Raw genomic sequence first — 12,396 nt, forward strand, 5'->3', positions numbered from 1 at the left:
GGCGGGACCCCGATTCTGTCACCGGTGACAGAACACGCACCCGTCCCAGAACGGCAGCGCGCTCAGCATCCGGTGCCGCACGCAGCAGGCGCCGCACCCCTCCACCGGCAGCACGTCGCCCGCCGGGCGCGCGCCGGCCGGGTCGAAGCCCTCGACGATCTCGTGGAACCGACGCAGACACGCCTCGGCGTACGGAGGGTCGTAGCCGAGGTCGTCCCACCGGTGGCGCCGCGCGGCCAGGCCGACGACCCGCAGCACGAAGTCCTTCGCCGCGCCGCGCTCCTCGGCCGAGTCCCCCCAGTCGAGGTCCGCGAGGTCGAAACCGACCGCGCCCCGGCCCATCACGTTCTGGTCCTGCAGCGCCAGCAGGGCGGCGAACCGGCCGGTGAGCGCGCCGGGGCACCTCCTCGGCGGCGAACCGGCCGCTGAGCGGGCCTGGGCACCTCCTCCGCGAAGCGATTGCATAAACGTGCAGCGAAACGTATAGTCATGCCATCCAGGAGGAGGGTTCCATGACGGTACGAGCGGCAGTGGCCGGAGCGAGCGGGTACGCGGGCGGCGAGGTGCTGCGCCTGCTCCTGGGGCACCCCGAGGTGGAGATCGGCGCGCTGACCGGGAACTCCAACGCCGGGCAGCGGCTGGGCGCACTGCAGCCGCATCTGCTGCCGCTGGCCGACCGGGTGCTCCAGGAGACGACCGCCGAGGTGCTCGCCGGGCACGACGTCGTGTTCCTCGCCCTGCCGCACGGGCAGTCCGCCGCGGTGGCCGAGCAGCTCGGCCCGGACGTCCTGGTCGTCGACATGGGAGCCGACTTCCGGCTGAAGGACGCCGCCGACTGGGAGACGTTCTACGGCTCCCCGCACGCCGGCACCTGGCCCTACGGCCTCCCCGAACTTCCGGGTGCCCGCGCCGCGCTGGAGGGGTCCAAGCGCGTCGCGGTGCCCGGTTGCTACCCCACCGCGGTCTCGCTCGCCCTGTTCCCGGCCTACGCCGCCGACCTCGCCGAGCCCGAGGCCGTCGTCGTCGCCGCGTCCGGCACCTCCGGCGCCGGCAAGGCACCCAAGCCGCATCTGCTGGGCAGCGAGGTCATGGGCTCCATGACCCCGTACGGCGTCGGCGGCGGCCACCGGCACACCCCCGAGATGATCCAGAACCTCAGCGGCGTGGCGGACGAGCGCATCTCCGTCTCCTTCACGCCCACCCTTGCCCCCATGCCCCGCGGCATCCTCGCCACCTGCACCGCCAAGGCCAGGCCCGGCGTCACCGCCGAGTCCGTCCGCGCCGCCTACACCAAGGCCTTCGCCGACGAGCCGTTCGTCCACCTGCTCCCCGAGGGCCAGTGGCCCGCCACGGCGTCCGTCTACGGTTCCAACGCCGTTCAGGTCCAGGTCGCGTACGACGCCGCCGCGCACCGCATCATCGCGATCAGCGCCATCGACAATCTCACCAAGGGCACCGCAGGCGGTGCCGTCCAGAGCATGAACATCGCCCTCGGTCTCGACGAGACCACGGGACTGACGACGATCGGAGTTGCGCCGTGAGCGTGACGGCAGCGAAGGGATTCACGGCAGCGGGCATCGCCGCCGGGATCAAGGAGAACGGCAACCCGGACCTGGCCCTCGTGGTCAACAACGGCCCGCGCCGCGCCGCCGCCGGCGTCTTCACCTCCAACCGCGTCAAGGCCGCCCCCGTCCTGTGGTCCGAGCAGGTCCTGAAGACCGGCGAGCTGACCGCGGTCGTCCTCAACTCCGGCGGCGCCAACGCCTGCACCGGCCCCAAGGGCTTCCAGGACACCCACGCCACCGCCGAGAAGGCGGCGGAAGTGCTGAACATCGGCGCGGGCGAGGTCGCGGTCTGCTCCACCGGCCTGATCGGCGTCCTGCTGCCGATGGACAAGCTGCTCCCCGGCGTCGAGACCGCCGCCGCCCAGCTCTCCGAGCACGGCGGCGAGAAGGCGGCCATCGCCATCAAGACCACCGACACCGTCCACAAGACGTCCGTCGTCACCAAGGACGGCTGGACCGTCGGCGGCATGGCCAAGGGCGCCGGCATGCTCGCCCCCGGCCTCGCCACCATGCTCGTGGTGATCACCACGGACGCCGACCTGGACAGCGCCGCCCTGGACCAGGCCCTGCGCGCCGCGACCCGCACCACCTTCGACCGGGTCGACTCCGACGGCTGCATGTCCACCAACGACACCGTGCTCCTGCTGGCCTCCGGCGCCTCAGGTGTCACGCCCGAGTACGCTGAGTTCGCCGAGGCCGTGAGGACCGTCTGCGACGACCTCGGCCAGCAGCTGATCCGCGACGCCGAGGGCGCCAGCAAGGACATCAAGGTCGAGGTGATCAACGCCGCGACCGAGGCCGACGCCGTCGAGGTCGGCCGGTCCATCGCCCGCAACAACCTCCTCAAGTGCGCCATCCACGGCGAGGACCCCAACTGGGGCCGCGTCCTCTCCGCGATCGGCACCACGTCCGCCGCCTTCGACCCGGACCAGCTCAACGTCGCCATCAACGGCGTCTGGGTCTGCAAGAACGGCTCGGTCGGCGAGGACCGCGACAAGGTCGACATGCGCTACCGCGAGGTGCACATCGTCGCCGACCTCGCCGCGGGCGACGAGACCGCCACCATCTGGACCAACGACCTCACCGCCGACTACGTCCACGAGAACAGCGCCTACTCCTCATGAGCACCACGCGGAAGCACACCGCCCTCCCCAAGGCCCAGATCCTCATCGAAGCGCTGCCCTGGCTGGTCCGCCACAACGGCAAGACCGTCGTCATCAAGTTCGGCGGCAACGCCATGATCGACGAGGAACTGAAGGCCGCCTTCGCCCAGGACGTCGTCTTCCTGCACCACGCCGGCCTCAAGCCGGTCGTCGTGCACGGCGGCGGCCCCCAGATCAGCGCCGCCCTCGACAAGCACGGCATCGTCAGCGAGTTCAAGGCGGGCCTGCGCGTCACCACCGAGGACGCCATGGACGTCGTACGCATGGTGCTCGCCGGCCAGGTGCAGCGCGAACTGGTCGGCCTGCTCAACCAGCACGGGCCGCTCGCCGTCGGCCTCACCGGCGAGGACGCGCACACCATCACCGCCACCAAGCACCAGCCCGAGATCGACGGCGAGAGCGTCGACATCGGCCGCGTCGGCGAGATCACCGCCATCGACACGGGCGCCATCGAGGCCCTGCTCGCGGACGGCCGTATCCCGGTCGTCTCGTCGATCGCACGAAGCCAGGACGACGGACATGTCTACAACGTCAATGCTGATACGGCGGCTGCGGCTCTCGCTGCGGCACTGGGCGCCGAGACCCTCATGGTCCTCACCGACGTCGAGGGTCTCTACGAGGACTGGCCGAACTCCGACGAGGTGATCAGCCGCCTCACCGCATCCCAGCTGGAGAAGCTGCTGCCGGAGCTGTCCTCCGGCATGGTCCCGAAGATGGAGGGCTGCCTGCACGCCGTCCGCAACGGCGTGACGACCGCCCGCGTCATCGACGGCCGGGTCCAGCACTCCATCCTGCTGGAGATCTTCACCGACGAAGGCATCGGCACCATGGTCGTGCCCGATCAGAACACCGAGGGCCAGAAAAAAGAGGGGGAGTCATGAGCAACCAGGAGATGACCGCGCGGTGGCAGGGCGCGCTCATGAACAACTACGGCACCCCGCGGCTGCCCCTCGTCCGCGGTGAGGGCACCACGGTCTGGGACGCCGACGGCCGGCCGTACCTCGACTTCGTCGGCGGCATCGCCACCAACGCGCTCGGCCACGCCCACCCGGCGATCGTCGAGGCCGTCAGCAGGCAGATCGGCTCCCTCGGCCACATCTCCAACTTCTTCATGGCCGAGCCGACCGTGACGCTCGCCGAGCGGCTGATCCGACACTTCGGCCGCGAGGGCAAGGTCTTCTTCTGCAACTCCGGCGCCGAGGCCAACGAGGCCGCCTTCAAGATCGGCCGGCTCACCGGGCGGACCCACATGGTCGCCACCCAGGGCGGCTTCCACGGCCGCACCATGGGTGCCCTCGCGCTCACCGGCCAGCCCGCCAAGCAGGAACCCTTCCTGCCGCTGCCCGGCGACGTCACCCACGTGCCGTTCGGTGACGCGCAGGCCCTGGCCGCCGCGGTCACCGAGGACACCGCCCTGGTCATCATCGAGCCGATCCAGGGCGAGCTCGGCGTCGTCGTCCCGCCGCCCGGCTACCTCAAGGCCGCCCGCGCCATCACCGCCGCCACCGGCGCGCTGCTCGTCCTCGACGAGGTGCAGACCGGCATCGGCCGTACCGGCAACTGGTTCGAGTACCAGGCCCACGAGGGCGTCCTGCCCGACATCGTCACCCTCGCCAAGCAGCTCGGCGGCGGACTGCCCCTCGGCGCGACCGTCGCCTTCGGCCGGGCCGCCGAGCTGCTCCAGCCCGGCCACCACGGCACCACCTTCGGCGGCAACCCGGTCGCCTGCGCGGCGGGCCTGGCCGTGCTGGACACCATCGAGAACGAAGGGCTGCTGGAGAACGTCAAGCAGCAGGGCGAGGCGCTGCGCGAGGGAATCGAGTCCCTCGGTCACCCGCTGGTCTCCCATGTCCGGGGCGCCGGCCTGCTCCTGGGTATCGTGCTCACCGAGCCGCTCTCGACGAAGGTGCAGCAGGCGGCTCAGGACGCCGGTTTCCTGCTGAACGCGCCTGCCCCCGATGTCGTACGGCTCATGCCGCCGCTGAACATCGGCCAGGAGGAAGTGGAAGCGCTTCTTCAGGCGCTGCCCGGCATCCTTGACGCAGTCGACGGGGACGGACGAGCCGGAGAATGAGACGACGATGAGCCAGGCGCAGGATCACGACCAGACCTCCGGGCCGGCCGTGCCGCAGACCCGCACCGCACGTCACCGCCGGATCGTGGACATCCTCAACCGGCAGCCGGTGCGGTCGCAGAGCCAGCTGGCGAAGCTGCTCGCGGACGACGGGCTGACCGTCACGCAGGCGACGCTGTCCCGGGACCTCGACGAGCTGAACGCGGTGAAGATCCGCAACACCGACGGTGAGCTGATCTACGCCGTGCCCAGCGAAGGGGGGTTCCGTACGCCTCGCGCTCCGCTCGGGGAGTCCGCCAAGGAGGAGCGGATGCGGCGGCTCTCGCAGGAGCTGCTGATCTCCGCGGAGGCCTCGGCGAATCTCGTGGTCCTGCGTACCCCTCCGGGGGCTGCGCAGTTTCTCGCCTCGGCCATCGATCAGGCCGAGCTGCACGACATTCTGGGGACCATCGCGGGTGACGACACGTTGCTGTTGATCAGCCGGAACCCTACGGGTGGGCAGGCGCTGGCCGATCATTTGCTGCGGTTGGCTCAGAACGGGCACTGAGGGGGTTCTTCGTCGCCGTTGCCGGGTGCGGGTCGTCTGTGGTTCTCGCGCAGTTCCCCGCGCCCCTAGGGGCGTCTGTCATCAGGATCGCTTCCACGTCCGGTAGGGACTCCAGCCACCTCCGGGCCCGTTTCGATCCCATCGCGAAAGCCGCTGTCGCCCAGCAGTCGGCCCAGGTCAGGGACGGGCCTGCCACGGTCACCGACAGGAGGTCCGTGGTCGCCGGGCTTCCGGTGCGCGGGTCCATGATGTGCGCGCCGCGCTCGGCCGTGCCGGAGGTGGCCACCGCCAGTTCGGTCGCCTGCGCCGAGGAGATCACCGCCGCCAGCTCGCCCGGCCGCAGGGGGTCGGCCACGCCGACCTGCCAGGGCTGTTGGCCGCCCGGGGAGCCGAGCAGCTGGACGTCTCCGCCGCCGTTGACGTTGACCGCGGTCGCGCCGGCGTCCCGCAGCAGGTGTGCCACGCGTTCGGTGGCCCAGCCCTTGACGATGCCGGTGGGATCGAGGCGGCCGGCGTAACGGGGGCTGAACCAGCCGTCGCTGAGCCGTTCGGCCTCGGCGGCCAGTTCGAGCACCTCGGCCACGACCGGGTCGCAGTCGGCGAGGTCCAGCTCCCCGCGCGCGAGCCGGGAGAGCTGGCTGTTCTCGCGGTAGGTGCTGAACAGAGCGTCGAGGCGGTGCAGTTCGGCTACGGCCGCGTCGAGCGCCTCGGGTCCCCCGCCGCGGACGTCGAAGGAGAACACCGTCCCCATGACCTCCTCCGTGCGCCGCACCCGGGAGTCAGCCACCGGCCTGGTCCAGCGCCGACTGCAGGGACTTCCGGTAGCCCTCGCTGGTGTACGTCGCCCCGGACACGGCGTCGATCCGCGCGCTCTGCGCCGCCACGGCCTCCTGGTTGAGCTGAGGTACCGCGCTGCCGTTGATCTCGGTGCTGCGGCCGCCGCTCGGGGCCTGGACGGCTTCGGCCCGGGTGATCCTGCCGCCGGCGAGGGTGATCCGGACCTGGACGGGGCCGTACTGGGTCGCGGCGACCGCACCGGTGACCGTGCCGGCGCCCGGGGCGGGTCGCCCGGCGGCGGACGCCGGTGGGGGAGGAGGCGCCGCGGCGGCCGGGTCGGAGGCCGGCTTGAGGGACAGCAGCAGCACGACGCCGGACACGGTGGCGACGGTGGCGAGCAGGGCACGCCGGACGGGATGGCTCTTCTTCATGGGTTCCGCAACTCCACGGCTCACATCTCGAAGGACTCGTGGTGGATGCGCCGGGCCGGCACACCCGCGCCGCGCAGCGCCTCGTACACCGACTGCGCGAAACCGGGCGGCCCGCACAGGAACACGTCGTGGCGCTCGATCTCCGGGATCTTGCGCTGCAGCGACTCGGGGGAGATGTCCGGGCGTTCGCCGTCAGGGCTGTTGACCGCGTACATCAGCCGGGCGCCCCGCTCGTCGGCGATGGCCGCCAGCTCGTCCCACAGGGCCAGCTCCTGGGTGCTGTTGGCCCGGTAGAGCAGGGTGATGTCACCGGCCGCGCCTGGCAGCGTCTCGAACAGCGCCCGCATCGGCGTGATCCCGACCCCGCCCGCGACCAGCAGCACCTTGCCCCGGCTGCGCCGCTGCGCGGTCAGCGCGCCGTACGGCCCCTCGGCCCACACGCGGGTGCCGGGTTCGAGGTCGCGCAGCCGGGAGCTGTGGTCGCCGATCGCCTTGACGGTGATGCGCAGCATGCCCGGCCGGGGCGCCGCCGACAGCGAGTAGGGGTGCGAGCTGAACCGCATGCCCGGCGCCAGGAACCGCCACCGGAAGAACTGCCCGGCCTCGGCGCCCATCCGGTGCAGCTTGTGCCCGCCGATCAGTACCGACACGATGCCCGGCGTCTCCTCGATCACCGCCTCCACCCGCATGCGGTGCCGCAGATTGAGCCGCACCGGCGTCAGCACGCGGTACCACAGCAGCAGCCCGGTGACGGCCGCGTACAGCGCGGTCCACGCGGTCTTCGCGAGCGGCTGCACCGCGAAGTCGTTGCCGGTGGCGATCTGGTGCCAGAACGTCAGGAACACCGCCGCGTACGTCAGCAGATGCACGTGGTACCAGAGGTCGTACGGCAGCCGGCGGCGGACCGGGCCGGCCGAGATCAGGCCGATGACCAGCAGCAGACCCGTGCCGACGGCCGCCTTGCCCATGTCCGGCAGCCCGGTGACGGAGTCGACCGTCTGCTGGACGACGTCCCCGAGGCCCTTGCCGGCCTGGAGGGCGTACCCCCACATGGTCAGCACGACATGGGCGAGGACCAGGCTCAGCGTGTACCGCCCGGACATGGCGTGCCAGCGCGCGACCCGGTCCGACCCCACCCGCCGCTCCAGCGCGGGCACCCGTGCCATCTGCAGCACGACGAGCGCCATGAGATACCCGGCCACGAGCCCGGTGATCCGCCCGGCGCCCAGGACCCACCCCGCCCGATCGGCGACGGCCGGGGTGTTGTCCCACCACAACCACAGCACCCCGGCCGCACCGGCCCACAGCGCCAGCAGCAACGGCACGGCCGGTGAGCGGCGCGGTCGTATCCGACGCATGGTCTGCCGACGAGCGGCCCGACCGCCTGCGAGCGTGGTGGTCACGATGCCTCCGGGACTGCTGTCTTCCTGGGCCCAGAGGTACGGAGAGGGGACGGGACCTGTTCAACGCCGTGAGCGGACATGCCCTTCAGGGGCGCGGGGAACTGCGCGAGCAACCACACACAACCCGCACCCGCAAACCCACAAGAACCCCTACGGCATGGGCGGCAGAGGCAACGGCAACCCCGGCAACCCGTCCATGCTGGAGGCGATGTGGTCCTTCTTCTCGAAGTACGCCCCCAGCGAGGCGTCGTCCTCCCGCGCGAAGCGCCGAGCGTGCAGATCCCGGTCCTCGTCGTACGACATGAAGGGCACGGCGTACCCACAGGTGTCCCGCACGAGCTCGGCCGTCACCACGATGATCGCGCGCAGCCCATGGAGCGAGGGGTCGATGTCGGGGAAGCGGGCGAGGAGTTCGGTGAACCGCGGGTCGTCACGGAACACCGGCTCGCCCCGCCCGTGCACCCGCACGATGTTCGGCGGCCCCTGGAACGCGCACCACATCAGGGTGATCCGCCCGTTCTCCCGCAGATGCGCGACCGTCTCCGCGTTGGACCCGGCGAAGTCCAGGTACGCCACGGTGTGTTCGTCCAGCACCGCGAAGGAGCCCTTGAGACCCTTGGGGGAGAGGTTGATGGTGCCGTCTCCCGCCAGCGGGGCGGTGGCGGTGAAGAAGACCGGCTGTTCCTCGATGAACGTACGAAGCCTGCCGTCTATGTGCTCGTAAGTCTTTCCCATGGCTAAAGATTATCGACGCTAAGGACTGCCCACGAGCGAGATTGACGAATCATGCAGGGGTCTGCATACTCATGCATAACAACGGTGTCTTCCGAGGAGCAGCGCAGTGAGCAGCAACAGCGGTGACGTACGGCTCTGGGGCGGCCGGTTCGCGGACGGCCCCGCGGAGGCCCTGGCGAAACTGTCCGCGTCGGTCCACTTCGACTGGCGGCTCGCCCCCTACGACATCGCCGGTTCCCGCGCCCACGCGCGCGTGCTGCACAAGGCCGGACTCCTCACCGAGGACGAGCTGACCCGGATGATCGCGGGCCTCGACCAGCTGGAGACGGACGTCGCCTCGGGCGACTTCGTGGGCACCATCGCCGACGAGGACGTCCACACCGCCCTGGAGCGCGGCCTGCTGGAGCGGCTCGGCCCGGACCTCGGCGGCAAGCTGCGCGCGGGCCGCTCCCGCAACGACCAGGTCGCCACGCTGTTCCGGATGTACCTGCGCGACCACGCCCGCATCGTCGCCGGTCTGATCGCCGACCTCCAGGACGCCCTGATCGGCCTCGCCGAGGCGCACCCGGACGTGGCGATGCCCGGCCGCACCCACCTCCAGCACGCCCAGCCGGTGCTGTTCGCCCACCATGTCCTGGCGCACGTCCAGTCGCTGTCCCGGGACGCGGAGCGGCTGCGCCAGTGGGACGAGCGCACGGCCGTGTCGCCGTACGGCTCGGGCGCCCTGGCCGGCAGCAGCCTCGGCCTGGACCCGGAGGCGGTGGCGAAGGACCTCGGCTTCGAGCACGGCTCCGCCGCCAACTCCATCGACGGCACGGCCTCCCGTGACTTCGTCGCCGAGTTCGCCTTCATCACGGCGATGATCGGGGTGAACATCTCCCGGATCGCCGAGGAGATCATCATCTGGAACACGAAGGAGTTCTCCTTCGTGACCCTGCACGACGCCTTCTCCACCGGCTCCTCGATCATGCCGCAGAAGAAGAACCCGGACATCGCCGAGCTGGCCCGCGGCAAGTCGGGCCGTCTGATCGGCAACCTCACCGGCCTGATGGCGACCCTCAAGGCCCTCCCGCTCGCGTACAACCGCGACCTGCAGGAGGACAAGGAGCCGGTCTTCGACTCCATCGACCAGCTGGAGGTCCTGCTCCCGGCCTTCACCGGCATGATGGCCACCCTCACCGTCCACCGCGAGCGCATGGAGGAGCTGGCCCCGGCCGGCTTCTCCCTCGCCACCGACATCGCCGAGTGGCTGGTCAAGCAGGGCGTCCCCTTCCGGGTCGCCCACGAGGTCGCCGGCGAGTGCGTGAAGGTCGCCGAGGCCGAGGGTAAGGAGCTGGACGAGCTCACCGACGAACAGTTCGCCAAGATCTCCGAGCACCTCACTCCCGAGGTCCGCACGGTCCTCAACGTCCCCGGCGCCCTGGCCTCCCGCGACGGCCGGGGCGGCACGGCCCCGAGCGCGGTCGCCGTGCAGCTGGCCGAGGTGAAGGCCGACGTGGCGGCGCAGCACGAGTGGGCCACGGCCAAGCAGGCCTGACCCTGGCAGCAACCCCCGAAGGGCCCGGACGACATGTCCGGGCCCTTTTGTGTTGCCCCGCCTCGTATTGCCCCGCTTTGCGTTGCCCGCGCTGCTCGATAACAGATGGGATTCAGCCACTGGCCGAAACCTTGACGACTTCCTACTCGGAGGTAACTATTCCGGTTACCCGGTCGGCATTGCCGAACACCGGTCGCCTCAGCCGATCATGAAGCCGGGCAAGCAGCCGAGCACGAAAGGGACGTCATGCGAGCAATCCGCACGAGACGCACCACCCGCCTCCTCGCCACCGTCACCCTCGCCGCCCTCTCCGCGCTCGGCCTCACCGCCGCCCCCGCGGGCGCCGCGGACACGCCGCCGCCCGGCGCCAACAACTGGTCCTGCAAGCCGGACTCGGCCCACCCGCAGCCCGTCGTCCTGGTCAACGGCACCTTCAAGACCTCGTACGAGAACTGGCTGACCCTGTCGCCCGAGCTCGCGGCCGCCGGCCACTGCGTCTTCTCCTTCGAGTACGGCGACCTGGAGACGGCCCCCATCCCCGACTCGGCGGCCGAGCTGCGCGACTTCGTGAATGCCGTGCTCGGCGCGACCGGCGCCAAGAAGGTCGACATCGTCGGGCACAGCCAGGGCGGCATGATGCCCCGCTACTACGTCAAGTTCCTCGGCGGCGCGACCAAGGTCGACGACCTCGTCGGCATCGTGCCCTCCAACCACGGCACCACCAACCCGCTCGCCCTGGTGGCCGGAGCCACCCTCTGCCCCTCCTGCGTCGACCAGACCGCGGGGTCGGAGTTCCTGCAGAAGCTCAACGCGGACCCCGAGACCCCGGTCGGCCCCGACTACACGGCGATCGCCACCAGGTACGACGAGGTCGTGCTGCCCCACACCAGCGCCTTCCTCGACGGCCCGGCCTCGTACGTGACCAATGTGCTGCTGCAGGACCGCTGTCCGCTCGACCTCACCGAGCACGACCAGGCGCCCAAGTCCCCGCTGGTCGAGCAGTGGGTGCTGAACGCCCTCGACCGGCGCGGCCCGGCCGACCCGGCCTTCGTGCCGCGGTGCGTCAGCATGGGCTGAGCCGCCCCGAGCCGGTTGGGGCGCGGCCGGTTAGATTGGTGCCGGATCCGCCTCAGCCGATCGTGCAGGGAGCCCTCATGCCGTTCAGCCGCCTGGCCGCCGCGACCACCCCGACCGCACACATCGGACTGGGCCTCGCCGCCGTCGGCCGCCCCGGCTACATCAATCTCGGCCGGGACGACGACCTTCCTGAGGACCGTACGGTCGAAGCGCTCGAACAGCGCACGCACGACCTCCTCGACGCGGCCTACGCGCAGGGCGTCCGCTACTTCGACGCCGCCCGCTCCTACGGCCGTTCGGAGGAGTTCCTCGCCGACTGGCTGAAGGCCCACCCGGAGGCCGACGACGTGGTCGTCGGCAGCAAGTGGGGCTACACCTACACCGCCGACTGGTCCACCGACGCCGAGCAGCACGAGGTCAAGGACCACAGCCTCGCCACGTACCGGCGTCAGCGCGCCGAGACCGACGCCCTGCTCGGCGAGCGCCTCGACCTCTACCAGATCCACTCGGTCACCCCCGACAGCCCCGCCCTCACCGACAAGGCCCTGCACGCCGAGCTCGCGGAGGCGGCGGCCCAGGGGGTGTCGGTCGGCTTCTCCACCAGCGGTCCCGCCCAGGCCGACGCCATCCGCGCGGCGCTCGCCGTGACCGTGGACGGCGAGCCCCTCTTCCGTACGGTCCAGTCGACCTACAACCTCCTGGAGCCCTCGGCCGCCCCCGCCCTCGCCGAAGCCCATGACGCCGGGCTCACGGTGATCGTCAAGGAGGGCATGGCGAACGGCCGCCTGGCGGAAACCCACGCGCCCGACGCCCTGAAGGCGGTGGCCGCCCAGACCTCCCTCGGCTGCGACGCGGTGGCCCTCGCCTGTGTGCTCCGTCAGCCCTGGGCCGGGGTGGTCCTCTCCGGCGCCGCGACCGTCCTTCAGCTCGCCTCCAACCTGCACGCCCCGGTCGTGGACCTCGACGAGGACCAGCTCGCCCGCCTCGCCGCCCTGGCCGAGGAGCCGCGCGCGTACTGGGAGAAGCGCGGCGCGTTGCCCTGGCACTGAACCACCCCGGAGGTCCCTGACCCTGAGACACGCATGCC

Annotated in this window: 13 protein-coding genes; 8 read left to right on the top strand and 5 right to left on the bottom strand. The window is 71.1% G+C overall.

Going from position 1 to position 12,396, the window contains the following annotated elements; genetic code table 11:
- Nucleotides 1-18: 18 nt before the first annotated feature.
- On the bottom strand, nucleotides 19-465 hold the full coding sequence (locus RKD23_RS30735; RefSeq protein WP_424856653.1) for a hypothetical protein: 447 nt from the start codon (nucleotides 463-465) through the stop codon (nucleotides 19-21).
- A gap of 47 nt (nucleotides 466-512) precedes the next feature.
- On the opposite strand from RKD23_RS30735, the gene argC reads away from it, so the two are divergent.
- The 5 genes from argC to RKD23_RS30760 are packed head-to-tail and all read left to right on the top strand — an operon-like array spanning nucleotide 513 to nucleotide 5,349.
- On the top strand, nucleotides 513-1,541 hold the full coding sequence (gene argC / locus RKD23_RS30740; protein WP_424856654.1) for an N-acetyl-gamma-glutamyl-phosphate reductase: 1,029 nt from the start codon (nucleotides 513-515) through the stop codon (nucleotides 1,539-1,541).
- Entirely contained in the window at nucleotides 1,538-2,689 is a 1,152-nt protein-coding gene (gene argJ, locus RKD23_RS30745; RefSeq protein WP_424856655.1) for a bifunctional glutamate N-acetyltransferase/amino-acid acetyltransferase ArgJ, read from the top strand. The genes argC and argJ overlap by 4 nt, the downstream gene beginning before the upstream one ends.
- The gene (argB, locus tag RKD23_RS30750; protein ID WP_424856656.1) at nucleotides 2,686-3,609 is read left to right on the top strand and encodes an acetylglutamate kinase; all 924 of its coding nucleotides are present in this window, start codon (nucleotides 2,686-2,688) and stop codon (nucleotides 3,607-3,609) included. Before argJ ends, argB begins: the two co-directional genes overlap by 4 nt.
- Nucleotides 3,606-4,802 carry an acetylornithine transaminase gene (locus RKD23_RS30755; RefSeq protein ID WP_424856657.1) on the top strand — a complete coding sequence of 399 codons (1,197 nt, stop codon included), beginning with the start codon at nucleotides 3,606-3,608 and terminating at the stop codon, nucleotides 4,800-4,802. The genes argB and RKD23_RS30755 overlap by 4 nt, the downstream gene beginning before the upstream one ends.
- Before the next feature lie 7 nt (nucleotides 4,803-4,809).
- Nucleotides 4,810-5,349 carry an arginine repressor gene (locus tag RKD23_RS30760; protein ID WP_399648552.1) on the top strand — a complete coding sequence of 180 codons (540 nt, stop codon included), beginning with the start codon at nucleotides 4,810-4,812 and terminating at the stop codon, nucleotides 5,347-5,349.
- On the opposite strand, the gene RKD23_RS30765 is transcribed toward RKD23_RS30760, so the two are convergent.
- The 4 genes from RKD23_RS30765 to RKD23_RS30780 all read right to left on the bottom strand — a co-directional run bounded on the left by RKD23_RS30765 (nucleotide 5,291) and on the right by RKD23_RS30780 (nucleotide 8,695).
- On the bottom strand, nucleotides 5,291-6,100 hold the full coding sequence (locus tag RKD23_RS30765; protein WP_424858375.1) for an FAD:protein FMN transferase: 810 nt from the start codon (nucleotides 6,098-6,100) through the stop codon (nucleotides 5,291-5,293). The genes RKD23_RS30760 and RKD23_RS30765 overlap by 59 nt on opposite strands.
- A gap of 28 nt (nucleotides 6,101-6,128) precedes the next feature.
- Nucleotides 6,129-6,557 (bottom strand): FMN-binding protein, encoded by a 429-nt coding sequence (locus RKD23_RS30770; RefSeq protein ID WP_424856658.1) that lies wholly within the window; start codon nucleotides 6,555-6,557, stop codon nucleotides 6,129-6,131.
- Nucleotides 6,558-6,577: 20 nt separating this feature from the next.
- Nucleotides 6,578-7,960: a ferredoxin reductase family protein gene (locus RKD23_RS30775; RefSeq protein WP_404042985.1), complete on the bottom strand. Its 1,383-nt coding sequence runs from the start codon at nucleotides 7,958-7,960 to the stop codon at nucleotides 6,578-6,580.
- Nucleotides 7,961-8,110: 150 nt separating this feature from the next.
- Nucleotides 8,111-8,695, bottom strand: a complete 585-nt coding sequence (locus RKD23_RS30780; protein ID WP_424856659.1) for a pyridoxamine 5'-phosphate oxidase family protein — start codon at nucleotides 8,693-8,695, stop codon at nucleotides 8,111-8,113.
- Between the two features lie 106 nt (nucleotides 8,696-8,801).
- On the opposite strand from RKD23_RS30780, the gene argH reads away from it, so the two are divergent.
- The 3 genes from argH to RKD23_RS30795 all read left to right on the top strand — a co-directional run bounded on the left by argH (nucleotide 8,802) and on the right by RKD23_RS30795 (nucleotide 12,358).
- Nucleotides 8,802-10,232, top strand: a complete 1,431-nt coding sequence (argH, locus tag RKD23_RS30785) for an argininosuccinate lyase (RefSeq protein WP_424856660.1) — start codon at nucleotides 8,802-8,804, stop codon at nucleotides 10,230-10,232.
- 246 nt (nucleotides 10,233-10,478) lie between these two features.
- A complete protein-coding gene (locus RKD23_RS30790; protein WP_424856661.1) occupies nucleotides 10,479-11,309 on the top strand; it encodes an alpha/beta fold hydrolase in 831 nt (276 codons plus the stop codon).
- 77 nt (nucleotides 11,310-11,386) lie between these two features.
- Entirely contained in the window at nucleotides 11,387-12,358 is a 972-nt protein-coding gene (locus RKD23_RS30795; RefSeq protein ID WP_424856662.1) for an aldo/keto reductase, read from the top strand.
- The last annotated feature ends 38 nt before the right edge of the window (nucleotides 12,359-12,396 follow it).

Origin of the sequence: Streptomyces sp. SAI-170 (assembly GCF_049739565.1) — a bacterium.
Taxonomy (GTDB): Bacteria; Actinomycetota; Actinomycetes; order Streptomycetales; family Streptomycetaceae; genus Streptomyces.